The sequence below is a fragment of the Sinorhizobium americanum genome (assembly GCF_001651855.1).
In the GTDB taxonomy this organism is placed as follows: Bacteria; Pseudomonadota; Alphaproteobacteria; order Rhizobiales; family Rhizobiaceae; genus Sinorhizobium; species Sinorhizobium americanum.
Map to the genome: position 1 here is coordinate 15347 of NZ_LNQC01000038.1, position 26225 is coordinate 41571.

At 60.6% G+C, this 26225-nt stretch carries 21 protein-coding genes and 1 pseudogene; 14 read left to right on the forward strand and 8 right to left on the reverse strand.

Going from position 1 to position 26225, the window contains the following annotated elements; genetic code table 11:
- The first annotated feature begins 21 nt into the window (after positions 1-21).
- Genes ATC00_RS31925 through ATC00_RS03290 form a run of 3 tightly spaced genes read left to right on the forward strand, consistent with a single transcriptional unit; the run spans position 22 to position 6298 of the window.
- On the forward strand, positions 22-2523 hold the full coding sequence (locus ATC00_RS31925; protein ID WP_161951895.1) for an ABC-three component system protein: 2502 nt from the start codon (positions 22-24) through the stop codon (positions 2521-2523).
- Positions 2520-3221: an ABC-three component system middle component 1 gene (locus ATC00_RS03285; protein ID WP_052035530.1), complete on the forward strand. Its 702-nt coding sequence runs from the start codon at positions 2520-2522 to the stop codon at positions 3219-3221. The genes ATC00_RS31925 and ATC00_RS03285 overlap by 4 nt, the downstream gene beginning before the upstream one ends.
- Positions 3218-6298: an AAA family ATPase gene (locus ATC00_RS03290; protein ID WP_037385463.1), complete on the forward strand. Its 3081-nt coding sequence runs from the start codon at positions 3218-3220 to the stop codon at positions 6296-6298. Before ATC00_RS03285 ends, ATC00_RS03290 begins: the two co-directional genes overlap by 4 nt.
- A 116-nt stretch (positions 6299-6414) precedes the next feature.
- Here ATC00_RS03290 and ATC00_RS03295 read toward each other — a convergent pair whose 3' ends face one another.
- The 3 genes from ATC00_RS03295 to ATC00_RS03305 all read right to left on the reverse strand — a co-directional run bounded on the left by ATC00_RS03295 (position 6415) and on the right by ATC00_RS03305 (position 9548).
- Positions 6415-7584, reverse strand: a complete 1170-nt coding sequence (locus tag ATC00_RS03295) for an RHE_PE00001 family protein (RefSeq protein WP_064251968.1) — start codon at positions 7582-7584, stop codon at positions 6415-6417.
- A gap of 315 nt (positions 7585-7899) precedes the next feature.
- The gene (gene scpB / locus ATC00_RS03300; RefSeq protein WP_037385825.1) at positions 7900-8529 is read right to left on the reverse strand and encodes an SMC-Scp complex subunit ScpB; all 630 of its coding nucleotides are present in this window, start codon (positions 8527-8529) and stop codon (positions 7900-7902) included.
- 65 nt (positions 8530-8594) lie between these two features.
- Positions 8595-9548 carry a DUF1403 family protein gene (locus ATC00_RS03305; protein WP_037385462.1) on the reverse strand — a complete coding sequence of 318 codons (954 nt, stop codon included), beginning with the start codon at positions 9546-9548 and terminating at the stop codon, positions 8595-8597.
- A gap of 125 nt (positions 9549-9673) precedes the next feature.
- Here ATC00_RS03305 and ATC00_RS32470 point away from each other — a divergent pair, with 125 nt between their 5' ends.
- Together ATC00_RS32470 and ATC00_RS03315 are read left to right on the forward strand one after the other, a co-directional pair.
- Entirely contained in the window at positions 9674-10819 is a 1146-nt protein-coding gene (locus tag ATC00_RS32470; RefSeq protein ID WP_037385460.1) for a site-specific integrase, read from the forward strand.
- Between the two features lie 296 nt (positions 10820-11115).
- Positions 11116-12033 carry a recombinase family protein gene (locus tag ATC00_RS03315; RefSeq protein WP_037385459.1) on the forward strand — a complete coding sequence of 306 codons (918 nt, stop codon included), beginning with the start codon at positions 11116-11118 and terminating at the stop codon, positions 12031-12033.
- Between the two features lie 470 nt (positions 12034-12503).
- On the opposite strand, the gene ATC00_RS03320 is transcribed toward ATC00_RS03315, so the two are convergent.
- The 5 genes and pseudogenes from ATC00_RS03320 to repA form a co-directional block, all read right to left on the reverse strand.
- Positions 12504-12698: a hypothetical protein gene (locus tag ATC00_RS03320; protein WP_037385457.1), complete on the reverse strand. Its 195-nt coding sequence runs from the start codon at positions 12696-12698 to the stop codon at positions 12504-12506.
- Positions 12699-13895: 1197 nt separating this feature from the next.
- A pseudogene (locus ATC00_RS34015) lies at positions 13896-14449 on the reverse strand (transposase); the annotation flags it as partial.
- A 103-nt stretch (positions 14450-14552) separates the two neighbouring features.
- Entirely contained in the window at positions 14553-15803 is a 1251-nt protein-coding gene (repC, locus tag ATC00_RS03330; RefSeq protein ID WP_072597225.1) for a plasmid replication protein RepC, read from the reverse strand.
- A gap of 233 nt (positions 15804-16036) precedes the next feature.
- Complete coding sequence (gene repB / locus ATC00_RS03335; protein WP_173827764.1) at positions 16037-17074, reverse strand: plasmid partitioning protein RepB; 1038 nt, start codon at positions 17072-17074, stop codon at positions 16037-16039.
- Positions 17071-18288, reverse strand: a complete 1218-nt coding sequence (gene repA / locus ATC00_RS03340) for a plasmid partitioning protein RepA (protein ID WP_082911974.1) — start codon at positions 18286-18288, stop codon at positions 17071-17073. Before repA ends, repB begins: the two co-directional genes overlap by 4 nt.
- 373 nt (positions 18289-18661) lie before the next feature.
- Here repA and traI point away from each other — a divergent pair, with 373 nt between their 5' ends.
- The 9 genes from traI to ATC00_RS03385 are packed head-to-tail and all read left to right on the forward strand — an operon-like array spanning position 18662 to position 26225.
- Positions 18662-19282 carry an acyl-homoserine-lactone synthase gene (traI, locus tag ATC00_RS03345; RefSeq protein ID WP_037385448.1) on the forward strand — a complete coding sequence of 207 codons (621 nt, stop codon included), beginning with the start codon at positions 18662-18664 and terminating at the stop codon, positions 19280-19282.
- 11 nt (positions 19283-19293) lie between these two features.
- Positions 19294-20271 (forward strand): P-type conjugative transfer ATPase TrbB, encoded by a 978-nt coding sequence (trbB, locus tag ATC00_RS03350; protein ID WP_037385445.1) that lies wholly within the window; start codon positions 19294-19296, stop codon positions 20269-20271.
- Positions 20261-20641 carry a TrbC/VirB2 family protein gene (locus ATC00_RS03355; RefSeq protein WP_037385442.1) on the forward strand — a complete coding sequence of 127 codons (381 nt, stop codon included), beginning with the start codon at positions 20261-20263 and terminating at the stop codon, positions 20639-20641. The genes trbB and ATC00_RS03355 overlap by 11 nt, the downstream gene beginning before the upstream one ends.
- A complete protein-coding gene (locus tag ATC00_RS03360; RefSeq protein WP_037385439.1) occupies positions 20634-20933 on the forward strand; it encodes a conjugal transfer protein TrbD in 300 nt (99 codons plus the stop codon). Before ATC00_RS03355 ends, ATC00_RS03360 begins: the two co-directional genes overlap by 8 nt.
- Positions 20934-20943: 10 nt before the next feature.
- Positions 20944-23400 (forward strand): conjugal transfer protein TrbE, encoded by a 2457-nt coding sequence (locus ATC00_RS03365; protein WP_037385436.1) that lies wholly within the window; start codon positions 20944-20946, stop codon positions 23398-23400.
- A complete protein-coding gene (gene trbJ / locus ATC00_RS03370) occupies positions 23372-24172 on the forward strand; it encodes a P-type conjugative transfer protein TrbJ (protein WP_037385433.1) in 801 nt (266 codons plus the stop codon). The genes ATC00_RS03365 and trbJ overlap by 29 nt, the downstream gene beginning before the upstream one ends.
- Positions 24169-24369, forward strand: a complete 201-nt coding sequence (trbK, locus tag ATC00_RS03375; protein WP_037385430.1) for an entry exclusion protein TrbK — start codon at positions 24169-24171, stop codon at positions 24367-24369. Before trbJ ends, trbK begins: the two co-directional genes overlap by 4 nt.
- Positions 24363-25538 carry a P-type conjugative transfer protein TrbL gene (gene trbL, locus ATC00_RS03380; RefSeq protein ID WP_037385428.1) on the forward strand — a complete coding sequence of 392 codons (1176 nt, stop codon included), beginning with the start codon at positions 24363-24365 and terminating at the stop codon, positions 25536-25538. Before trbK ends, trbL begins: the two co-directional genes overlap by 7 nt.
- Before the next feature lie 24 nt (positions 25539-25562).
- Complete coding sequence (locus tag ATC00_RS03385; protein WP_037385426.1) at positions 25563-26225, forward strand: conjugal transfer protein TrbF; 663 nt, start codon at positions 25563-25565, stop codon at positions 26223-26225.

Genomic DNA, 26225 nt, shown 5'->3' on the forward strand with positions numbered 1-26225 from the left:
CTGCGTGACTGGGGGTACGCCTTGTTGAACCCGGCGGACATTATCTCTGGCTCGCAAATCGCGGCAGCGCCGGGTGCCTACGTCCTTGGATTTTACGACACACGCATCACCTTCTACTCGCAGCAAGTGCGCGCACTGGAGCTAGCCCATGCGCTCTTTCATGAGCACCTGCTCCCCGCCAATGCTCGAGTCGCGGTCATCGGCGGCGGTGCAGCCGGCATAACGCTTGCTGCCGGCCTCGCCCTGCAGGGCGGCGTAAGCGTCCAACTGTTCGAAAAGGCCCATCGTCTGCTGCCACTTCAGGGTGACTCGCTACGACGGCGCCTTGATCCGCATATCTATGATTGGCCAAATCCAGATGCCGACCACGAAAGAGCAGAATTGCCGCTGCTCGACTGGCGCTCCGGATCGGCGATCGACGTCCGCGATGCGGTGTTGCACGAATTTGGCGAAGTCATCGCGGCGGCAGAGGGACGGCTCGCAGTACGCGACCGGCATCAGGTCACTGCCGTCACACCCCAAAATGGGCGTTTCATGGTTGCTTTCGACCGCGATACGGTCGGCGGCGGGCGCGAAAACGCAACGAGTGAATTCGACATCGTCGTACTGGCCATCGGTTTTGGTATTGAAGATCGTTTCGCTTTGGCGGATGCCGAAACCGCGAGCTATTGGCACGACGCCGGAGTGCCGGGCGCGGAAATCGCCGGTAATCCACGGCCGACTTTTCTCGTCAGCGGCAATGGTGATGGCGGGCTGATCGATCTGATCGCCGCAGCCAGCGCGACCTTCCGGCATGACGATATCGTCCGAGGCATCGCGCAGCGTCAGGGTGTCCAAGCCCTCAGCGAGCCGATCCTGGCGATTGACCAGCAGGCCATGATCGCCGACGCTGCAGGCCAAGGTTTCGACTTTATAGCGGCTTATGATAACGCCATTGGTGCCCAGGTCGAAGCTCTCGGTCTGGTCGATCAGATGCAAGAAAACTTGCGGGCCGGCGTTCAGCTCTTTTTCCAGACGCGCGAGCAGGAGCTCCTGTCGATCAAAACGGCGCGACTTAACCGCCTCGCCGTGTATTTGCTGAAAAAGGCATGCGAGCGCCCTGGCACGCAAAGTTTCACTCATCTCGTGTGCAATGACGTGCAACGAATTCCGTCCGAGCCTAACGACCGACAGGGTTCCCGACGCTTTGTGTGCGGTACAGAAACGGTCGTCGCGGACTGGATAATTGCGCGGCGCGGCCCCGGGCGAGCTTTGATTCGCCAACCGTTCGGCAATCTGCTTGGTGGCTATGACGCTGAGCACGAAGCCTGGGTGCAGCGCTTTCCTGTCGACAGTATCGCGCCTAGCCTCAATCCAGCAACACGAGAGCACTTCAGGCGGCTCGCCCGCCACGCCAAGCTCCCGCCTCCGCGCTATCAACTGGCCGCGATGATGGCCGCGATGCCACGCAGTGCCAAGCTCTGGCTGACGGAAGGTGGTGCCCGCTGGACCGGGGAATTGGCACCAACCGATGTTGCAACACTCTGGTCAGACGATGTTCCGCCGTTTGAATTGACAGTCATCGACCCGCCGGAGCAGCTCGGGCAGTCTTTAGCTCACGCTGTTGCGCGCCTCTCGATTCATGCGCCACGCATCGACTTGCTCGTCGACGTGGCACGTTGGCGCCCCTTCCTATCATCATTGTCGAGTGAGTCACCGACCGCTTCCGGGCTTCACCCCCCGCCTCTAAGGGCGCTCGGCGGCCAGCCTTCGATCCTCGACCCGATTGTCATGGCGGCAAACGATCTTGCGACAGTAATCAATCGGACGCTCGATAGCTGGTTACTCCAGGCGGTGAACCAACGTCTCATCCGCTACATCCGGCAGGGGGAAGATCCAGGCCACTTCGTTTCGTTTGTGGCTGCCGCCGATCTTCGCCAGCAGATGGCGCCGATCTGGCAAGACTGGGTTGCCCGATTTCAAGCCGAGCCTGTGCTCCTATCCCGTTTTCTTGGACTTTCCGTATGCGCGCGAGACGACGAGGCTGCCGCCATCGGAGCATCGGTCGTGGCCGGGCGCCGGCTACTCCCACAGCTCGTCCGGGCATGCGCCGTGGCACTCGCTGTCGCAACAACTTGGCAGGTCACGACGCCGCGGAGCGCGCATCCCGGTAATCTTGGACGCAACATCGGCGGTACGCAGAGGACCGGCCATACCTGCGCTGCGGGACTCATCGACAGCGAGGAGATGGCGCTGGTAGCCCTTCGACATGCCTGGACGACGGAATTCGTTCTGCTGCCTATGCAAACCATCCCACCAGCGCTGATGGCGGCGGCCAACAGCTCGCTTAACAGAACCGGCAATGCTATACCGCTGCTTGGCCAATCCGGTGCCGATGGGAAGTTGATGCTCACCGTCGATCAGCGCTTCCGTATTGCGGCTCAGGCTAGTGCGCAGGCGCTCGCCAACCTTCTGCTTGGTGTAGAAGAAGAGCATTTCACTCAGCTGAAAGCCGCTATCGAATCCGCTGGAGACCCACAATGAGCGAATCCTTAGCTAAATCTCCAGCGCAGGAGGTCCTGGATGCGGGCGAACTTCTACTCGCCCACCGAGCCAAGGAGATCAATCTTCAAATCGAATCCCGGCCGAATTTCGCCGGTCGCACCTTTGCTGGCGGTAGTGATACGCCCTCTGCCCGAATTGAGCCAAGTGACTTACCAAATCACGTCCGTGGGCTGCAGATCGGCCGCTATCCTGTGCTGCTGACGCTCCTACCCGAAGCCCCCGACGAGGAAGGAATGAGCGACGTTGTCCGGCGGGTGCGCAACCAGTGCGTTGTGGCCCGATCCTATCTTAGCCCGCCGGCGGCGCTCGACCTCCACGCGATCTTGCTCGGCCCCCGTGGCAGTGAGGGCGTCGATCGATGGCGCGCGCTGGCGCTCATTGCCGAGCGCGATGAACGTGTCGCCCGCAAGCTCGTCTGGCTGCGACCGACGGATGCTCGCGCCGACGAACAGAGCTTCGACGATTTTGTGAAGCGCAGCTTTCTCGCCCGCCCGTGGGTTACCGACGCAATCTTTTCAATGGCACCACTCGATAACGTGAGCCGTGCGGCAGCATACGGCGACGTCCCCCGTGACACCGCGGGCGAATGGATTCGAGCGGCGAGCGAACCTGAGGTCGACACTGACCAACTGGTCGAGGAGTTGGTGGCTTCCTGGCAGCGGCGGAGCGCGCGATGAGCAACACGTTTCTTCGGGAGGTTCATCTCCACGATTTTCGAACCTTTGGGGATTTCAAGCTTCCGGTTGCGCCCGGCCCCGGCCTTACATTGCTTGTAGGAACGAATGGACTTGGCAAGAGTAGTTTCTTTGACGGCATCGAGTGGGGCCTGACCGGCAAAATTCGCCGTTTTGAGAATTATGTCGGCCGACTTAAAGAGAGCGATTACATTACTCGACGTGATGCGCCGCCGGGGATGCACAGGGTCAGCCTTACATTTTCCGACGGGCAGCCTCTAACCCGCGGGCTGCTCGACGAACCTGATGACGGCGACTTGAAGGCCTTACTCAAGGATTCCAAATGGACTGAAATAAGTGACTTGGGGGCCTATCTCGGGTTCACTCATTTTCTCGGGCAGGCGTCACAACAACGGTTCACCAGCCGAGATAAAAACGATCAATGGCAGGCGCTCAAGGGTCCGAGCGGCATCGATCGTCTCGAGGCGATCCGGACAGCGTTACGCGGCCGCTCGACTATGAACGCTTTCAAGCGCCGCGCCGATCACGAGGCGGCTGCGGTTGAAATGGCTGCGCGGGCGCTTGAAGAATGGCAGGGATACTCAGCAAAGCTGGCCGAGTTGCGCATGCGTAGCGCCGCACTTGGCGCACAGTCCGAGGCATCGCTTCAACAGCGCCTTGCCGTCATCGAAGGCGCGCTCCTGCCCGACGACAATCTATCCACTGGCGTAGCAGACCGCTTGTCCCGCGTACGGTCTGCAATCGAAGCCGAGGAGCATAAGCTCGCACAGGATCGCGCCGCATCCGAAAGTCTTCGAGCCGTGGTTGTGCGTTTCGCCACGTCGGCCGCGCTTATTGAGAGCGATAACGTGCGAAAATTGGCTGCCGATGAGGCGGTCGCGACAGCAACCGGACAGCTGACCGAGGCGATGCTGGCGGCAAAGCAGGCCGACCAGGCCGCCGCGGAGCAAACGGAGATCGTCGCTCGCGCAAAATCCGACCATGACGAGCGCATTCGTGATCGCGCGGCGATCGCAGAGTCTGCTGCTCTCGAGACCGAGCGGCAGAGCGCGCAGGCGTTGGAAGCGACGCTTCAGGCCGATCGAGACCTTTGCCAACAGAATGTCGCGAATGCGCAGAATGATCTCAAGCGCGCGCAGGAGGCACAAGCGACGCTCGGACGGCTGGACAGCGAGCAGGCGACGCTTCAGCTCTGGTCGCTACGGGCCGCAGCCTTGAAGGCGCAGGAAATTTCGGCTCTCGAGCAGCGAAATGCCGCCCATGCAGCTGGCGCAGATCGGGCACGCAGCCAGCTACCCGAGCTCGAACGTGAAGCGGCCAAATCGCAAAATGCCGAAAATGCGGCCCGTGAACGATTGGCGACCCGCCAACGCGAGGCGTCTCAGTTGGCTGAGCTCTTGTCGGGCCTTGTTGCTCATATCGGACATGATGATATCAACTGCCCTGTCTGTGCCAGCCGTTTCGATCCGGGCGACCTCCAGCAACGCGCCCGCAATGCCTTGGCCGCTCAAGACGTACAATTGGCGGATGAGGTGCGTTCGGTCGACACATTCGCCGCCGCTACTGCAGCGGCGAAGCAGGCACTCAACCAGGCGCAGGCCATAATTTCTGCGGCTGTCGCAGCGGAAACTCTCGCCAAGGCGGCTGAGGAAGCCGTTGCCATTGAGCGGACCGCTATCGCGGAGGCTCTCGGCGTGCCTACCGATACTGACTTCACGGCGCTGATCAATGATCGATTGGCAGAGACCGGCCGAGCGCGGGCCGCGCATATCCGTGACGCGGGCGGCAGCTCTACTGACGTCAGCAGCGCACAGTCGCGCCTCGACGCCCTGACCGCGTCGCTTGCCTCACTCGACGATCGGCTTGCAACGGCAATCCAACGCCGAACTGTATATGAGACGACGTTGAAATCCCTAGAAGAACGTCTTTCAGCGCTCCAACAGCCACGGAGCGCTGAAGCCTCGGATGCTGCAATCGAGGCTCAGGGCAAGGTGCTAGAGGCAGCCCGCTCAAGCCTGGACAACTTGACCGTAAAGCGGGCACTCGCGGCGAACGCCGAAACAGCGGCGCGCGAGCGGCTCGCAGCAGCTGAAACCGAGAGGGACCGTATCGATGCGGCTCTCAGCAATGCCAATTCCGCCCGTTCCTTGGCACTTACGGCATGGCAGGAAGCCGGCATGTCCGAAGGCCCTTCATCCCAGGCCGTCGATGCCCGTGTCGCGGCGTTGGGCGACCGCGCGATCGCTCTTGCGCAGTATTCAGAAGAAATGAGCTCGCTGTCTCGGGCCTACCAAGCATGGCTCGGACAGAATGAACTCCACGAATTGCGCGGCGTCATGGAGACGCTTGGTGGGAAAGAAGCGCCGGACAATCCAGTTGTCCGGGAACAGCAGTTGCAGGATGACCTTGCGGCAGCACGCGACGCGCTGCAGTTGACCAACGATACCCGAGAAGCGGTAACTGCCTACGGTGAGCAGCTCAAATCCGAGGCCGATAGCTTTTCGACCAAGTTTTTGCTGCCGCTCAATGACCTAATCGACGCGTTCAACCGCGCGCTGTTGAGCACTCCGGGTGAGACGGTGCAATTCACTGCCGAGCACACAGTCGAACGGACTTCGCTTGCCATGGAGCTGCGCTATGCGGATCCAATCGAAAATGCTCAATATAGGACGTCCCTGCCGCCGCAGTTGGTCTTGAGTGAGGGGCAGATGGCTGCCAACGGCTTTAGCATCCTTTGCGCCGCCAGCACCGCTTATCGCTGGTCGCGCTGGCGCGCGCTCTTGCTTGACGATCCCCTGCAGCATAACGACATCATCCACGCTGCTGCATTTGTCGATGTGATGCGCAACTTGGTGGAGTTCGAAGGCTACCAGCTACTGATGTCGAGCCATAAGCGTGATGAAGGTGAATTCATTGCGCGCAAGTTCGATGCGGCAGGCTTGCCATGCACCGTTGTTGAGCTTGTCGGCGCTTCCAAGGATGGTGTCCGGACCGAACCGCCACGACACAACGCGGCGGCCCGCCGGCTCCTGGCAGAGCCTCAGGCGAAGCTGGCGTGACAGATCCGCAAACGTTGCGCGATCATTCTGAAGGAGAGCAAATTGGGTCGGCTGATTGATTAATCGATCATGAAAAATGCGAGGGATCGGCGGAGTGCATCGCCCTGCAACCGCAATCACATTACCCCCCATGCCCGAAACCTCCCCCTCCCCGTCATCTCCCGCAGCCCAAGCTCCTCGACGATCCGGAGCGCCGCCCGCGGCGTCACTTTCAGCGTCTCGGCGATCATGCCGGCGGAGACCAGCGGCCGCGCGATGGCGAGTTCGATCAGGCCCGGCAGATTTGAGGACGATCGCCGGCCGACCAGTTTTCGCTCCATCATCTGTTTTGCCAGCGCCAGCCGGTCGTGCTCCTTGAGGCCGAATTCGGCAGTCGCGATGATGCCATTGACGATGGCCAGCAGGCGGGTGTCGCGCGCACGATGCCGGCGCCGCTCGACGGCGATGGATTTGAGGCCGGGATTGACCGCCGCCAGATGTGCCGCCGTCGTCAGATCTGCTTGCCGCAGCGCCGCGGCGGCCAGCAACCGGCCGAGCCAAGGCGCGTGCTGCAGGACCTGCAGATCGTTCCACGCATCGAGCAGCAGCGCGGCCCGCAGCACCGGCGGCAGACCGTCGGTCTCGGTCAGCACAAGACGCCATTCGTCGAACCGTTCGTCCTCGTCCCAATCGAGGTCATAGACCAGCGGATCCTTCTCCCTCGCCCCACCTCGCCCCGGCGCCTTGGCCCCGGCAATAGCCGCGTCGGCGCGGGCGAGCACGGCGTCGATCGCCGCGAGTTCCGCGGCCAGCGGATCGGACTCGTCCGGCTCCCCCTCTCCCTCCCCGTTCGCTCCGGCAAGGGTTGTGGCCAGCGGTGGAGCATGGCTTGTGTTCCGATGAGCCGTGTCGTCTGCGACGGTGCCCTCGGTGCCCTCGGTGCCGCCACCGCCGCGGAGCGTGCGCAGGCCTTCATCGCTCAGTGCCCAGGCGGGCGGCTGCGCCGTGATCCGTCGCCGGCTGCGCAGCACATCGCGAGCGATGGTCAGTTCGTGGGTCGGGGCACGGACGTCGAGGCGGGCGTCGTGCAGCACCAGGTCTTCCAGATGGACGAGTTCGCCGTCGATCCAGAGTGAGGCGCAGGCGTCGGCAAAATGAGAGCGTTCGATCCAGCCGGCGCCAACCGGTGAGCGGGCGATGCGCTCGTCCAGCCGCACCAGAGCCGCGGTCGCATCAGCAACCGGTCGCTGCAGTCGCTGCAGGCTGGTCGTGGGGATTTTCGCCAAATCATAACGCATTGAAAACATGGTAAATGATTTGTTAAAGGGACGCTATATCATAATTATTGTCCGTCACTGGTCGATGTCACAGAGGTGACATCTCACTTCCGATAAGTATCAAGTATCGATAGTCAGCGTAATGCAGATGTATACCACTGCACCATGAAGCGTATTACACATAATGCTATTACTAGAGTGGACGACTTAAACGGGGCAATTCTATAACGTACTTTTAGATGCTTCCACGACCTGCTCAGAGTCTATGCAGCCGTGATTGTCCTCGAGATCGGTCGACCCCGCAAGACGATCGGGACCCTATAGAAAGCTGCCAGAACTGGAAACTCACTCACCCTCCAACGCTTGGCTCTCTGGCTCTGTGGTGGTGTCCTGCGCAAGCGCCTGCCGGCTGAGCAGCCCCGCATCTTCCAACCGCTCGATATCTGGCAGGTCGCGCAGCGTCTCGAGGCCGAACACCGACAAAAATTGCTTGGTCGTCACATACGTGTAGGGCGCCCCAGGCGTGGGGCTCCGTGGCCCGGAGCCGAGGAACCCGGCGTCGCGAAGCGAGCCGATCGTGTCGCGGCTTACGTCCTTCCCGAAGACTTTCGACAACTCCCCGCGCGTTACCGGCTGCAGATAGGCAATTGCGATCAGCACGGCCGCCTCGTGTTCGGAGAGGCTTGCCGCCCCTGAACGGGTCGGGGCGGCGGAAGCGCGGATTACCGATCCATAAGCGGCGCGGGTGCGATGCTGCCAGCCGCCGGCGACGGCGATGATATCATAGGGTCGTGTGCGCAGTTCCTCGCGCAGGTCGTCGATCAGCAAATCGATGCTGCAAACCTGGCCAACGACGCGCGCCAAGGTCTCGCGCGTCACCGGTTCGGCCGAAGCGAAGATCACCGCCTCGACCCGCAACATCCATTCGCGCCAGCGAAGCTCCGCCGGCACGTCCTCCAACTCCCGATCAATCAAACGTGCATCCGCGGCCTTCGTCCTTGAGCTGCGGGATGTGTTTGCGGGTTTGGTTCCGGCCATGCTCACAATCCATAAATCCGGAAGGCGGAGCGCCCGGACAGTTCATGGACCGCACCGAAACTTTCAAGCCGCTCGAACAGCCGTGTGCTCGCCCAACGGGAGAGATTGGCGCCGGGCGCGACGCCCGGCACGGCATCCTCGTCGAGCAGTTTGCGGATGACGGTCTCGGCCCCCTTGGTGCGGACCTTCGGCGCGACGGTAAGAAGCTTTTCCGCACGTCGGGCAATCTCGCCGGCCGAGCGCAACGCAGTACCTGTCCCTTCAACCAGAGCCAGGCACACGGCGCGCGGGAAGGCCGTCTCGCCCGGTCGTACGCGGCCCCTGCCCCCAAGCGTCCGGAAGGCCGATCCATACCGTTCGGCCATCAGCAGCGGTACGGGCAATGGCCATTTCAGCATCGAGGCGACCAGCGCATCGGCGAGCGCCCAGGCGAGCGGCTCGGCATCCGGACGGTCGGCGAGGATGGCGCTCACCAGGTCCGCTGCCGCAAACGGCACGGCGCGGCCGGACTGCAGGGCATTGTCGACATGATCGACGGCCGCCGCCAGCCGGTCGTCCCAGGCAAGGCCGAGCAGGTCAGCCAATTCGGCCACGGTCTTCGAAGAAATGCTGGGTTTTCGGCTGCCCAGCCTTTTGTAGGCCAAAAACACCTTTCCGGCCGGTCCAGTATCGTCGCCGGGTCCGGTCAGCAGCACGGCGTCGCGAAGCGCCGCCTCGTCCTCGTTTCGGCCCATAAGTCGAACAGCGACCGCAGCGCATTTCAGCGCCTGCCGGGCGCGCCAGCAGCCGGCCCAGACGGGTTCGCTTCGGACGAGATCGTCGAGCGATTTCAGGGCGATGCCGGCGGTGAAGGCGACGTCGAGCTCGTTCGGCTCTCGGCCGCGTGGCATGGCCCAGAACGGTAGCTGGGCGGGTGGAAGGGCCGACGATATCGGCTGTAGCGCGAGCGAATCCATGCCAGCAACCTTACCGCAAGCGTGCGGTTTATGCCATGATATTCGCCAATAACTGCACAGCTCGTCCCCAAAGATTTACGTCCGATAATGTTGCATTATCGGACGTTTTGCTCTTTATGTAAGAAATGGCTCAAATCATCGAGCAGAACAGCGAAAATCACGTCGAGGAGAGTTCTGCTCCGCCTGACAGCACGGCCGGCGACAACGATGTTTCCGCGGCGCAGCTGTCGGTGGAGGCCAGCGCTTCACTCCCCTCCCCTGTTGCCGAGGCAACCGCCGCGCTGCCGGCGCATCTCGAGCGCCTTGCCGGTCGCGCCCGCGGGTATGTCGAGGCGGCGAGCTCCGCCAACACTCGGAAGGCCTATGCCTCCGACTGGAAGCATTTCACCGGCTGGTGCCGGCGCCAGGGCCTCGCGCATCTGCCGCCCGACCCGCAAACCGTCGGCCTCTACATTACCGCCTGTGCGTCAGGAGCCGCGACGGTCGACCGGAAGCCCCATTCGGTAATGACGATCGAACGGCGCCTCTCCGCAATCACATGGAACTATGCTCAGCGCGGGCTCCCGCTTGACCGCAAGGACCGCCACATCGCTACCGTTATGGCTGGCATCCGAAATACCCACGCCGCCCCTCCCCGCCAGAAGGAAGCCGTGCTTCCCGAGCATCTGATCGCCATGCTGGAAACACTCGATCGCGGGTCATTACGGGGCATCCGCGACCGCGCCATGCTGCTGATCGGTTTTACCGGCGGCCTGCGCCGCTCCGAGATCGTCGGGCTCGATTGCGGCCGCGACCAGACCGAAGACGGCCGCGGTTGGGTCGAGACGTTCGACAAGGGCCTGCTCGTCACCCTGCGCGGCAAGACCGGCTGGCGCGAAGTCGAGATTGGCTGCGGCTCGTCGGATGCGACCTGCCCGGTCGTGGCCGTCGAGACCTGGATGAAGTTTGCCCGGATTGCAAAGGGGCCCCTCTTCCGCCGTGTCCGCGGCCAAGGCAAGGATGTCGGACCGGACCGATTGAACGACAGGGAGGTGGCGCGTCTCGTAAAGAAGGCGGCCCTCGCCGCCGGTATTCGCGGCGATCTGAGCGAGGGTGAGCGGGCCGAAAAATTCTCGGGGCATTCGCTGCGGGCCGGCCTTGCCTCCTCGGCCGAGGTTGACGAACGCTACGTGCAGAAACAGCTAGGCCATGCCAGCGCAGAAATGACCCGCAAATATCAACGCGTCCGCGATCGCTTCCGCGTCAATCTCACGAAGGCTTCTGGGCTTTAAAGGCCCCTCCCCCGGCTCGACCTGAAGCCGTTCGGCAAAAAATTCGGCATTGGATTTTTCGCTCCGCCCCAAAGGGAAATCGGGAAATGGGCGCTACAGCCTGAAAGGAGCTGATTTCGGTGCATTTCGGCCATAAACGGCCACTGGCGCGATTCCTCCGCCTGCGATGCCCGGGAACCCATCAAACACCAGAGTTAGCGCTGTACGGCCTTCCATTTTGCTTATAAAACACGCTAACAAAGGAACGTTTTCTAACGCGTTCTTATACAGCCCCTCGAAGCGGCCCATAAAATCCGATGACGAACGCTTCGCATCTCAATCCCCCTCCCCCGCCCAAAAGGCTCATCGGGTACGCCCGTGTTTCCACGGACGATCAGCTCAACGACGCCCAGGTCGACGAGCTGCGCGCCGCCGGCTGCGATCGGATTCACCAGGAGCACGGGTCGGGCGCTTCGCGGGCAAGACCGGTTCTGACCAAGCTGCTGAAGGATCTCGCCGCCGGCGACGTGCTCGTCGTCGTTCGCCTGGATCGACTGGCCCGTTCGGTCCGCCACCTGCTCGAGGTCATCGAGGACCTCGAGACGCGCGGCGTGCACTTCCGCTCGCTGCGCGATCCGATTGACACCTCGACACCGCAAGGGATGATTTCTCTGCAGGTGCTCGGCGCCGTCGCCCAGCTGGAGCGTGCACTGATTGCGGAGAGAACGAAGTCCGGCATGCAGGCCGCCAAGGCGCGCGGCAGGCTTGCCGGCAACCCGGGGCTTCGGGAACGGCGACCGGAGGCAATCCGTGCGATTTCCGCAGCGCGCGAGCGCGCCTACCTCGATGAACTGGTTGCGTCGGCGCAGACATGGTTGCCGACCGTACGGCAGCTGCGGCCGCAGCACAGCTGGGACGATGTCGTGCGCATTCTCAATCGTCGCGGGCACGACTGGACGGTCGAGCGATTGCGCCGGGCCGTTCATCGGATGGTGCGCGAAAAGCTCGCTAACCCGGAACTGCTCAGCCGATCTCCGCGTCGGCCGCCCGAGCAACATCTGATGCGGCTGGTCGCCGGTATCGCGATCGCCGATCCCGATCTATCGCTTCGCGACATTGCCGCCCAATTGGACCAGATGCAGGAGCCACCACCACGCGGCGGCAGGAAATGGCAGCCGTCTGCCGTCAGGGCGCTGTTGGACGAGGCGCGCCGCTTCGGGCTGGTTCGGTTCTGAGCGCCTATTCATGGGCCGACCAAGCTTCCTGAGCGGCCCTTCGTTTGTCCCAAACGGTGATACTCGACTTCCGACAGCAACCTGAGCTTGGAAGCCGGTCGCTGGCCTCCTCCAGAATTCGACCTGGCGGCGATGAACCGCGTTCTCAACGCGGCAACCTCGCGCTCGATAAAAAGTAAGGTGACGAGCCGAACCGCTATTTCGCCTGAGCCAGATCCGCAGTTGCGCGGCAGCCGTCAAAGTGACGATGCACCACGAAGGCGCGGGCTGGAGAATGGTCGTCGCAGCGCACGGCGAAGGGTGTCCAAGGAACAGATCAAGCACGCAATGACCGGTTACATGGGCATGCGACGACGCCATGGAGGCCGAAAGTGCAGCTGAGTCGCTGGAATGACGGCTGCGGTCCAAGTCTTCTGGCAGGTTTCGACCGCGGTCTCCACCAAAGAATTTCCATTGAATGCAAAGATGGCCTAGGTGCGCTCACCGTGCGAAAAATCGGTAGAGGGTTGTTCGTCGTCGTCCGCATGCTTCGAGTACCGAGCAAACGGCTCGACGCTCAATGCAGCGACAAGTGCTGCCTTCATCCAGCGCCTGGAAGTGGCGTTAACCGCAAAGTCCGTTGCGCCAAGGGCCGCTTCGATCATCTCGGGCGTAACTTTTTTCATCGCGCAAACTTCATTCCAAAAGCCGGAAGGATCCTACGAGTTCCCAGGACATTAGCGTATTTATGGAAAACACCCAAGATAACCAGGTATCTCTTTGTCGCGCCCGCAGGCCTCCGCCCGCATCAACCGCTGCGGGCCGCGGCCCGAAATAGCCGCTGTCGGCCGGCCAGATGTCCGCGACGCTCAAGCACCTAGGGCGGCATGGGGAAAACACGCTGCCGGCGCTCGCCTCGGGCCTCAGCTATGTCAAGGCCTGGTGCTGCGACTGACGGCGCCCTCCCCCTGGCCGCGCCGAAGGCGCTGCTGCTCGCTTAGTTGCCCATCAGGGATCCGCCCCGGCGGGAAGCCGATCCGGAACGCGTCATTCCAGTTCATTGCGGGATGGCGGATTTCTGAGATCTTCCGTCCCGGAAGTCATGAAGCAATCACTTGGACTCTACGCGTCGACTCTACGCGTCGAAGCAGGCGTCCCATGTCGTAATCGCCATTGGAGCGATGGATCCTATTGTCAGAGCTAGTGCGATCCGTTGATGTGGCACGCAAAGGAGAACTTTAGCAGCTTTGGCGTCAGACCTTTGCGGGCGAACTGGCGCCGAACATCGTTTCCCCGCCGGGGGCTGCACGAAAGGTCATATGGCCGCTCTGAAATGCCCCTTTCGCTCCTTGCCGCGAGCCTCACCCAGATTCTGGGGCTGGTTGTTGATGGGCTATTCACGACGCCGAGGTCGATTCTTTCGACAGCACGGTTGAACTGTTTGCAGTCGTTATCGTAAGCACTACAAAACCGCATCGTGCTGCTGGGAGCAGGGTACTCGACCCCCTTTTCGTCAGAGGAGACCATGCTTTCGGAGTTACAGCTGTAACTCCTGGGCTTCCTGTCCTCTCCAGCGCGACCTAGCAGCTGGTGTGGCCTTTACCACGGCTAAGTCGCCATTGCGGTACGCGAAAGTGCTCTCGCACGAGTCATCGTTGAGCAATTTAGGCGTGACCGTCGCGCGAAAGCTCGTCCATTACGTCAAACCCGGACCATGTGAAAGAGACAACAAACATGCTATGTCCAAGATTGACGGTCGCCTGAATCGCCCCCGAAGACGTTTCGCCATGACCTTGCGCGCGATCGTGATTGCGTCAGGCTCAACCAAATGTAGATAATCCCAATTCCAAAGGCCGGCCCCGGCGACCCGCCAGCGGCCCAGCGATCGCTTGTGACCGGTCAGCAAAGGATTCGATCATCTGCAGCGCCGCAACCGTTCGGCATACCCGCTAGGCTCCGTCAGGCACGCATCGACCAGCCAACTGTGGCGGTTTTCCCTCAGCCAGTGGCCCATGAGACCAGCTTGGCCTTGTTGTCCGTGCCCTTCCGGTAAGTCTTGCATCTTGGTCACTCGTTGAGGGTTGGAACGCCTTTTGCGGTGAAATCTGCTTCCGCATTCCGACCGCGGCCTTCCGATGGGAGTTCGCCCGACGCGCATTAGCATCGAAGCTCTTCATCAATGCGCAGGCTTTGATCAACGTGCCATCGGCAGAGAAGTGGTCCGTTAACCAGCGGAGCAGAAGTTCATTTTGCAGCCTTTTCATCAAAAGGCGCTCAGAACGGATGGAATAAAATGCTTGCAAAAGCATGGCGCGCATAGGCTTCTCAGGCGCGATCGACGACCGCGCGATCTCGCAGCGGTTGATCACGTCGAATGCGATCCTCCAGATCGACATAGCTGAAGAGTTGACCCCGTCGTCACGACGCCGCCGCGCATCTACGACTCCAAACGACCACGGACCTTTTTCAACAGCATGCTAGAGGCTCAAGTTACAGCTGTAACTCTTGCCACGAAAGTGAGGCAGGCTTACCGCTCTCGCCTACACCGCGTATTTTCCCTCCACCAATCCAAAGAGGCTTCGTTCAAGGTTGAGCTTTCCTTCGGCGGCACGATCAACCATTGCTCTGAAGTAGCCCCCCGGCTTCGAAATCTGCTCCGGATCCCGCAACGATTTTTCGAGAACAGTCGCCAGAATTGCCGCAGCGGCATATGCGCCCACGCGCCGCCGCCCGTCCATCCATCCTCCTTCAGAGAGCCCGATCATTCGCCGCAACATTTCACCGCTCCGATCCAGCGCGGACCAAGTGTCGAAGCGTTCGCCGATCATCGATTGCGCTTCGGGACAGGCGCTCTGCAAAAGTCCGATCGAGACCGAACCCAGCACTTGTGTCTGGATATTCGCACTCGACGGGCGAGGGGATCTGTTTTGAAGCGCTAGAGCTTTCGTCCCGGGCGGTGCTTCAACAGCCATCGGGGCAGCGACGTTGCGCTCTAGTAAATATGTTCGCTCGTTACACCGCGGGCCTTTATCCTTACATGCAAAGGAAGATTCAGAGTTAATATATGTATTAGCCCTGACATTGATGTCACCCTCGGCTGCCATTTTGTTCTCTTCATTGCGCGCCTGGATCCTCTCCAGGGCGTCTGCATAAAGAGAACGATATGACTCGGCTTTGTCTAAGATGCCGCTCGCGGTCAAATCAGCTCCTTGGACTCGGCTCCTCAAATCTTCGGCATCCTCCGGAAAGGCATCGCAAAGATCTTCCATTGCCCGGGCCAAGCGCGCTACGTCTCGTCGCGCTTCGGTTTCCGCCGCGAGCCTTGCGCGATAGGCCGCTACCTTCTCTTTAATCTCCGCAAACCGCACCCGCGCTGGAGTGAAGTCGATTCCAAATCCAGCGATGATGCCACCCCCTGTGTCACGATAGACAAACCGTCGGCCAGTCGGACTGTCCCGGTAAGCGGCGATGCCAGCCTCAACGAGCCGGCGGATGCACCGAATGACCGTGCGCTCCGAGCGCATCGTGTACTCGGCCAGCTTCGCGTTCGAGACGGCGACAATGGGCCGCCCGGTCCCTTTCCAGTCCTCTGGACGCGATAGCCCCAAGAGAATGTCCATAACATGATACGTCGTGCCGTCTATCCCGAGGATTGGAGCCGCCTGCTTCAGTAACACGGCAACGTCTCCTTTCGCGGTATCTGGCACATCATTCGTCATTGCCAAGCGACTGCTTGCGACGATGGCTGGCGTGACACGTCTAAAAGACGCGACGGGTGTAATTTCTGACATAGGATTCCCACTGTGGCGTATGCCACAGCTCCCATCTTCAGTTATTTGGAAGCCAGCAGGAGGGCGCAAAAAATCGGCCTCTGGAGTTACAGAGACTTGATTGTTTGGCCGGGCCGTCCTAGAATCAGATTGCTAAAGTGATGTCGCGGATCGGTTTCGGTCTGTTGGCTAATGGATCAAGGGTCTACCGATTGGCGTCGGTAGGCCCTTTTTCGTCTCGGTTGTCACCTCATTTAAGAGCCCTCTTTCTGCGTGGCGCGATATTCCTGCACGAGATCTGGAAGGCGTTCCAGAAGCCATGCCGATAGACCTGGGATACGCTTCTCAGGGATCGAGATAGTCATTGCATTCCCAGATCGTTTGGCGACGACTACGCTGCCATCTTCGATAGCTATCTCGGTGACGGCACTCTCCGACTTCCCTCGATTGTCCAATACTCCCAAAACCAACGAGAAGCGCTGATTGCTGTCGGCCGACGCCCAGTCTTCGTTCGAGGTGAGGGCCTCGACAGCATGGCGCTGCGTCGCATTGAGCGACCTGTTCTGAATGAGAGAGCCAAGTTTTTCCCACTTTGGTCTGCCGATCGAAGGCGCCGAGCCTATCAGCCGGATGAGATCTTCGGGGAGCGCCGCCGCGGCGTTTGTCAGGAAGGAAATATAGGCGATGTTTTTCTGTTCCTTTCGGCCGAGCGCTTCGGAGATCGTCTCGCGGCTGTAACCCTTCTCCTTAAGAGTGAGCGCAAAAAGAGCCTGCTCGATGAAGGAGAGGTTCAGGCGCTCAGAGTTCTCGATGCCCTGAGAGATGATCAATTCTTCATCGGAAAGATCTCGTACAATCGCTTTCACCGGACGCTTGAGGATCCGGCACGCCCGAAGCCGTCGATGGCCATAGGCCGCCTGATAGTGGTCCGGTCGGCCGGGGAGGGGACGCACGAGGATGGGGAGCTTTTGTCCAGCCTCCCTTATCCCCTCGACAAACGCTTCAAAGGTCCGGTCTCCCTCAATATCGAGCCGATCGCTGACGAACGAGGGAACTACTTTGTCAGGATCGATTTCGATTATCGACTCGGCCGACAGCAGCTGCTCATGGAGCCGCTTGTTTTCTTCCTCGATGGAGACAAATGCCCTGTCCATTGATTTGACAGCGGCCGAGCCCACACGCCGCTTCTCCGCGTCAGCAGACATGGTAGCCGACGGTGTGACCAAATCGTCAGGATTTACGTTGGCGAACAGGCTCTTCATTCGCTGATTGCGGTCGCGCGGATTGGTCATGACCTGCCCCACACCTCTTTGATGTGCCGAAGAATCTCTTTGTTGACAGAATCGACTGACTCCAGCGCGCGATTGAGCGTATCGCGGCCGACGCTTCCCCGGCTCATCTCATAGAGGCTTTTCTTCTCAAGGCCGGCGCTCGCAATCGCGGTAGTCTCGACAACCGCTGGCGCAAGAACATCCTCTTTGAACAGAGAGCGAAGCAAAGTTACGACATTGACCTGTGGACCGTCGTTTGGATTGTGGCGAGTTATGACATACCGAATGAAGTCGTGCTTTAGCACGCCACCGCGTTCCTCGATGACATACATAAGGTCGCTCATCATCGCCAAGAACTGGTTCATGCTCGCGACGTCTATCATCGCCGGATGAATGGTAATCAGAAGTCCGGTCGCGGCGCATAATGCTCCGAGCGTCAGATAGCCGAGCTGCGGTGGCGCGTCGATCAAGACCACGTCATAGTCAGCTTCCACTTCGCGAATGACAGAAGACAGACGCCGAAAAAAAATCTCATCTCCACGACCGTGACCATCGGCAATTGCCTGTGGGGTCTCGTGCTCATACTCCATGAGTTCAAGGTTAGCGGGGATCAGATCGATACCAGAGAAGTAGGTTTTCCGGATGACATCTCGTATCGGGCGCCGCCGGTCATCGTATCTAATCGCCGCATAGACTGTCTCATTCTCATCGACATCGAATTCTGGTTGATAGCCGAACATGGCTGACAGCGAGGCCTGTGGGTCGAGGTCGAGGGCCAGAACACGTAACCCAGCGATGGCCAGATAGTGAGCGAGATGAACAGTCGTTGTCGTCTTGGCCGAGCCTCCCTTGAAGTTCGCGACCGCAATGACCTGCAGCTTGTCCGAGCCTCTTCGCCTTGGCAGAAATTCAAGCGCGTCGTTAGGTCGCTTTCGCGCCAAGTGTTCACGTGTCTCATTGATCTGCTCAAGTGTGTAGGCGCGACGGCCGTTGTCGTGGCGGTCAGGGATGACGCCCTCCCCATCCAACGACATTTGCCGCAAAGTCGATTCGGCTATTCCGAGCAGGCCAGCCACCTCGCGTGACGTGTAGGTTTTCAAAGTTTTGATCGCATTAGGCTCGTATATCCGCTCCCGCAGCGATTGCAGCTGTGCGGACAGTAATTGAGACTGCCTGCTAATCTTCTCGGCGGACGATTCGATCATGTTTTCTGGCCGCATATTCATGGTTGTCATCACTCGCGACGCTTTTTTCATGATCGTCGCCCAATTTCCGTCGCGCTACAGTTAACCGATTCCCGAGTTGCGTCAAACGCTGCTTGGTTAACGAACGGTTAACAGAAACCATGCCGACTGCCCGAGGCACATCAAAATTCTCTCGTGAAATCCGAGTATTAGAGGAAACACAGGCCGTCTACGTTCCCATTCTGTTTTACTGTGAATCCTACATAGGTTTGCCTCCTCGAAAACTTCGCGAAGTCCGTCCGGCGCGGAGCGAAACCGCGTTGTCGAGCGAATCGGTCTGAAAAAACCTTGTAGGATTCTACAACTGCCGCCTGATTGAGATTCGTGCTGATTTCCCCGTCGTCCAACAACGACGGAGAGATTCATGCAGATTCTCGCGATTTCAAGACCGAGAAATATCCAAGAAGCCGAGCTTCTCCTCAGTCATCACGAGCTGCGCGCCAAGGTCTTTTCAGACCGCCTGAACTGGGACGTCGACGTTGCGGCAGGCCGTGAGGCCGATGCATTCGATCATCTGCAACCGACCTATATCCTGGCCATCTCTAAGGCCGGTCGACTGGCGGGATGTGCACGGCTTCTTCCTGCCACAGGCCCGACCATGCTGGCAGATGTGTTTCCCTCACTACTTCCGCAAGGCCGCCTGACCGCCCATTCGTCGATGATCGAGAGCTCCCGGTTCTGCGTCGACACGACTCTCGAAGAGGGGAGGGGAGACGGCTCCGTCCATGAGGCCACGCTGACCATGTTCGCGGGCATCATCGAATGGTGCATGGGGAATAACTACACCGAGATCGTCACCGTGACCGATCTTCGGTTCGAGCGAATCCTCGCTCGCGTCGGCTGGCCGCTGCAGCGGATGGGTGCTCCCGAGAAGATCGGTGTAACGATGGCCGTAGCGGGCACATTGCCCGCGGATGCGGACACATTCCAGAAGCTGCGGCCACCGAACTACCGATCCGAACTCACCGTCAGCCAGGTAGCGTAAAGGAGATCGCCATGAACCAGCTTCGTTCCCATCCGCGACTCGTGCGCAAACTTCAGGACGCGCTCGGCGATCACCTGTGCGCCGCCCTGGACGATACGACTGTCGTCGAGATCATGCTCAATCCCGATGGTAGGCTGTTCATCGAGCGGCTAGGTCACGGTGTTGCGCCGGCCGGCGAAATGTCTGCCGCCGCCGCGGAGATGGTGATCGGAACCGTCGCTCATGCCCTTCAGTCGGAGGTGGATGATGAGCAACCGATCATCTCCGGCGAACTGCCCATCGGCGGCCACCGGTTTGAAGGACTGCTGCCTCCGGTGGTGGCGAAGCCGGCTTTTACCATTCGCCGTCGGGCCTCACGGTTGATCCCGCTCGACGACTTTGAGCGTTCTGGCGTCATGACCGCCCATCAGGCGTCGACGATCCGCAGCGCGATTGCCGCCCGGCTCAACATCATCATTTCCGGTGGAACTGGGTCTGGCAAGACAACGCTGGCTAATGCGATCATCGCCGAAATCGTCAAGTCAGCGCCCCAGGACCGCCTCGTCATCCTCGAGGACACGGCTGAAATCCAATGCGCGGCGGAGAACGCCGTGCTCCTGCACACGAGCGATACTGTCGACATGGCGCGGCTCCTAAAGAGCACCATCCGGCTTCGGCCGGACAGGATTGTCGTCGGCGAGGTCCGCGACGGTGCTGCCCTCACACTGCTCAAGGCGTGGAACACCGGCCATCCCGGTGGCGTGGCGACAATCCACTCGAATACCGCCGTGTCGGCGCTACGAAGGCTCGAACAGCTGACCGCTGAGGCAAGCCAGCAGCCGATGCAAGAGGTCATCGGCGAGGCGGTCGACCTTGTCGTCTCCATCGAACGAACTTCGCGCGGACGGCGTATACGCGACGTCATTCAGGTTGAGCGGTTTGCGGGCGGCGAGTACGCGATCGAAGCAGACCAACTGATTGAAGAGCAGGAGGTGCGCCATGTCGCGTAAAGTCACCGTTGTCGCGCTGCTTGCCGCGCCCATCGTTCTCGCGCCGTTTGCTTGCGCGCTCGCCAGCTCTGGTGGCGGCGGGCTGCCGTGGGAAGCGCCGCTGGAGCAAATTCAGGAGTCTATCACCGGCCCCGTGGCCGGCGCCATTGCCCTTGCAGCGATGGCAATCGCCGGGGGCATGCTCATTTTCGGCGGCGAACTCAACGATTTTGCGCGGCGGCTCGTCTATATCGTCCTCGTCGCCGGCATCCTGCTCGGCGCCACCCAAATCGTCGGTCTGTTCGGCGCGACCGGCGCGTCGATCGGACTGATGGACGAGGAGAGGCAGTCGTTCGGCTTCAACGGAGAAGGGGAGGGGGCCCGTGGCTGATTCCCTGTCCGGCCTGCAGCGCAATCGCATTCATCGCGCATTGTCCCGTCCGAACCTGCTGATGGGCGCCGATCGGGAACTGGTGCTGCTCACCGGGCTCGCCGCCGTCATCCTGATCTTCGTCGTCCTGACGGTCTATTCGGCGCTCTTCGGTATCGCCGTCTGGGTCGTGATCGTCGGGCTGCTCAGGATGATGGCGAAATCCGATCCACTGATGCGGCAAATCTACATCAGGCACATTTGCTACAGCCCTTACTACAAGGCGACCAGTTCGCCGTGGCGGCGGCATTGAGGAGGCTGTGGTGGTTGCTTTGAAACGCTTCCGGGCCACAGGCCCTTCCTTCGCTGATCTCGTTCCTTACGCCGGCCTCGTCGACAATGGCGTCCTCCTGCTCAAGGACGGGAGTCTAATGGCCGGCTGGTACTTTGCCGGCCCGGATTCTGAAAGTGCGACCGCCCTCGAACGCAACGAGCTGGCGCGGCAGATCAATGCGATCCTGTCGCGGCTCGGGAGCGGCTGGATGATTCAGGTCGAAGCCATCCGCCTTCCGACGATCGATTACCCTTCAGAGGATCGATGCCATTTCCCCGATCCGGTCACACGTGCGATCGACGCCGAGCGCCGGACGCATTTCGCGCGTGAGCGGGGGCATTTCGAGAGCAAGCACGCGCTGATACTGACCTACCGGCCGCTGGAGTCCACGAAGACCGCGCTCAGCAAATACATCTACTCCGACGAGGAAAGCCGCAAGAAATCGTATGCCGACACGGTGCTCTTCATGTTCAATAACGCTGTTCGCGAGATCGAGCAGTATTTGGCGAACACGCTCTCGATCCGTCGCATGGAAACGCGCGAGGTCAGCGAAAGGGGAGGGGTGCGTTTTGCCCGGTATGATGAGCTGCTGCAGTTCATTCGCTTCTGCGTGACCGGCGAAAACCATCCAATCCGGCTGCCGGACGTCCCCATGTATCTCGATTGGATCGCGACAGCCGAGCTCGAGCACGGCCTGACGCCGAAGATCGAGAACCGGTTTCTTGGCGTCGTCGCGATTGACGGTTTGCCGGCAGAAAGCTGGCCCGGGATCCTCAACAGTCTCGACCTGATGCCGCACACCTATCGCTGGTCATCGCGATTCATCTTTCTCGACGCGGAAGAAGCCCGCCAGACGCTTGAACGCACACGCAAGAAGTGGCAGCAGAAGGTTCGCCCGTTTTTCGACCAGTTATTCCAGACAGAGAGCCGGTCAGTCGACCAGGACGCCATGACCATGGTGGCCGACACCGAGGACGCTATCGCACAGGCCTCGTCGAAACTGGTCGCTTACGGCTACTACACGCCAGTCATCGTGCTCTTCGATGAAGATGGCGAGGCACTTCAGCAAAAGGCGGAGTCGATACGCCGGCTGATCCAGGCGGAAGGTTTTGGAGCACGGATCGAGACGCTCAATGCCACCGACGCCTACCTCGGCAGCCTGCCGGGCAACTGGTACTGCAATATCCGCGAGCCGCTGATCAACACCAGCAATCTCGCCGATCTTATTCCGCTGAACTCGGTCTGGTCTGGCAATCCGGTCGCGCCATGCCCCTTCTATCCGGCGAATTCACCCCCATTGATCCAGGTTTCGAGCGGTTCAACACCGTTCCGCCTCAACCTGCATGTTGACGACGTCGGCCACACCCTCGTCTTCGGTCCAACCGGGTCGGGCAAGTCAACGCTTCTGGCGCTGATCGCTGCGCAGTTTCGGCGTTACGACGGGGCCCAGATCTTCGCCTTCGACAAGGGAAATTCACTTCTACCGTTGACGCTGGCTGTCGATGGCGACCACTACGAGATCGGCGTCGCCAACGAAGGAGAGGGGAGGGTGCCCGCCTTCTGCCCGCTCTCCGATCTGGACAGCGACGCAGATCGCGCCTGGGCGGCGGAATGGATGGAGATGCTGGTCGCGCTGCAAGGCGTGCGCATTACGCCCGATCACCGCAATGCCATCTCCCGGCAAATCGGGTTGATGGCCAGCGCTCCCGGGCGATCGCTATCAGATTTCCTCAGCGGCGTTCAGATGCGCGAGATCAAGGATGCGCTGCACCACTACACAGTCGACGGGCCAATGGGTCAGTTGCTCGACGCCGAGCAGGACGGCCTGTCGCTCGGTGCGTTTCAGACTTTCGAGGTCGAGCGTCTCATGAACATGGGGGAGCGCAATCTTGTGCCGGTGCTCACCTGCCTGTTCCACCGCATCGAAAAGCGCCTCGACGGCTCGCCAAGCCTGATCATCCTCGACGAAGCCTGGCTGATGCTCGGTCATCCCGTGTTTCGAGCCAAGATCCGCGAGTGGCTGAAGGTGCTGCGCAAGGCGAACTGCGCTGTGGTCCTTGCGACTCAATCTATTTCGGATGCGGAGAGCTCCGGCATCATCGACGTGCTGAAGGAATCGTGCCCCACGAAGATCTGCCTCCCGAACGGTGCCGCCCGCGAGCCGGGAACGCGGGAGTTCTATGAGCGGTTGGGTTTCAACGATCGCCAGATCGAGACCGTCGCGGCCGCGATCCCCAAGCGCGAATATTACGTCGCGACGCCGGAAGGCCGGCGGCTCTTCGACATGGCGCTTGGTCCTGCAGCGCTGAGCTTTGTCGGCGCTTCCGGCAAGGACGACCTGAAGCGCGTCCGCGCGCTGAAAACCGAACATGGCCGCGAATGGCCGATCCATTGGCTGAAAACGCGAGGAGTTCACGATGCCGCATGGCTGCTCAACTTCGACTAACCTGCTCCTCGGGCTGCTCGCCGCCGCGTCCATCGCCGCAGCCATTCCAGCGCAAGCCGGCACGGCCACAGGTGCCGCAACCGAATGGACCCAGGTGCTCAACAACGGCGAACTGATTTCGCTCGTCGGGCAATCCGGCGAGCAAATCCAGAACCAGCTCACGCAGATCAGCCAACTTGCCCAGCAGATCGAAACCCAGCTGAACATCTATCAAAACCTGCTCCAAAACACGGCCACGCTGCCGTCCCATATCTGGGGTGATGTCGAGAGCGATCTCAATCAGCTCCGCAGCATCGTCGACCAGGGTCAGAGCATTTCGTTTTCGATGGCGAATGCCGACGACCTGCTTCAGCAACGGTTCCAGAGCTATGCCAACCTCAAGACCAATCTGCCGAATGCAGCGAGCTTTTCGTCCACGTACGAAACGTGGTCGGATACCAACCGCGACACCATCGCCAGCACGCTAGAGGGGGCAAGCCTCACGGCCGATCAATTCGACGGCGAGGAAAGCACGATGTCGTCTTTGCGATCGATGTCCGAAACGGCAGACGGGCAGATGAGGGCCTTGCAGGTCGGGCACCAGATCGCTGCTCAACAAGTCGCGCAGATGCAGAAGCTTCGTGGCCTCGTTTCCCAGCAGATGACCATGATGGGCACCTGGCTGCAAGCCGAACAGACCGACAAGGATCTGGCCCAAGCTCGGCGTGAAAAGTTCTTCAACGCCGAGGTCAAGAGCATTCCCGAAGGTCAAAAGATGGAGCCCCGCTGGTGAACCGCGCCATCCTCATCGCCCTTTCGCTCGTTATCCTGTCTCTTGCGATGGCGGCGATCGCGCTGATTGTCAATCCCACAGACAGCAGCAAACTTGGCCTCACGGACGAGCAGCACTCTGCCGGGCAGACCTTCTTCGGCTCCGGCAGCGGGTTGCCTCCCGTTAAAGATGGTCAGGAGCTGCGTCCGAGATGGTGAATATAACTCTCACGCGCTCGGTCGTGATCGCAGGGCTCTTTTGCGTGGCATGTGCCGTTCCGGCTTTCGCACAGGAGGGACAGGTTCTAACCGAACTGGAAAATCAGGTCTCGTCCGCAGCGAAGGGGTGGGAAGCCACCATCATGGATGCAGCGAGATCGCTATTTTGGATCCTCGCTGCAATTGAGATCGGTATTGCGGCCGTCTGGCTCGCAATCCAGGCGGCTGCGCTTGATAGCTGGTTTGCCGAACTGGTCAGGCGGATCATGTTCGTCGGCTTCTTCGCGTTTGTTCTCGATAAGGGTCCGACATTCGCCCGAGCCGTCGTCGATAGCCTTTTCCAGATCGGAGCCGGCGGCGGTTCAGCCTCGCCCGCAGAAGTGTTTGACGCCGGAATACGGGTTGCCTCGCAAATGTCGCAACAGGCGCAGTTCGGTGTGTTCGAAGACAATGCGCTGGCAATCGCTGCAGTGTTGGCGATGAGCGTCGTCGTCATCTGCTTCTCGCTTGTGGCGGCGATTTTCGTGTCGGTGATGGTCGAGATGTATGTCGGCCTGCTCGCGGGCACGATCATGCTCGGATTGGGCGGTACGTCATTCACGAAAGACTTTGCCGTTCGCTATCTCGTCTATGCCTTTGGCGTCGGCATGAAGCTCATGGCCCTGGTGATGATCGCCAGGATCGGATCGAACGTCCTGCTTGGCTTAGCCCAGGCTCCCACGGCGACGTCGGATCAGTTCGTCACGACACTGGCCATCGCCGGTATTTCCGTCGTGGTCTTCATCATCGCCATGTACGTTCCAGGGATCATCCAGGGCGTCGTCCATGGTGCGTCCGTCTCCGGGGGGATGGAAGCGATCCGCCATGGTGGCCAGGCGGCGTCCTTTGTTGCTGGGGCCGGGTTCCTCGCAGCGGGTGCGGCAGGGGCAGGATCCGCGGCGCGGCAAGCCGCCCGAGCCGCCGGCTCCTCGATCATGGGATCCGCGGTCAGAGGCGCCGGAGCCGCTATCGGCTCGGCCGGCAAGGCTATGGGATCGGCGGCGAAGGAGAAGGCGATCGGCTCGCCGGGTGCCTACGCAGGCTCGCTCCTCGGGCTCGCGAACGCCAAGCTCGACGAGGGCCGCAGCGGGCACAGCGATCCAAAGCGACCTCCCGAACGCAACGACTAACAGCATAAGGAAAGGGATGGATCGATGGCAGCAAACCGCGCCCCCGAGAACCCGTATCTCGCCGCGCGCCAGGAATGGTCGGAACGATACGGCTCCTATGTCAAAGCCACGGCAGCCTGGCGTCTTGTCGGGATCCTTGGCCTGTCAATGGCCGTGATCGGGTTCAGCTACGCGATGTACCTGAGCACCCAGGTCAGGCTCGTGCCCTATATCGTCGAGGTCGACAAGCTCGGGACGTCGGTAACAGCCGGCTTTCCTGAGCAGATCGAGTATGCCGACGCCCGCGTAGTTCGCGCGACGCTCGGCAACTTCGTCACCAGCTTCCGCTCGATCACGCCGGACGCCGTGGTGCAAAAGCAACACATCGACCGGACCTATGCGCTTCTCAGGACTGCAGATCCATCCACGGAGAAGATCAACGCGTGGTTCCGCGGCAACTCGCCGTTCGAGAAGGCGAAAACGTCCACAGTCGCCATCGAGGTCAACAACATCGTGGCTCTCTCAAACCAGACCTATCAGATCGACTGGACCGAATACGAGCGCGACCGCAAGGGAAAGGAAACCGGCACGCGCCGGTTTCGGGGCATCGCAACGGTTACGCTGACAACGCCGCAGGACGAGGCAACGATCCGCCTCAACCCGATCGGTCTTTATGTCCGGGATTTCGACTGGACGGCACAGCTTTAA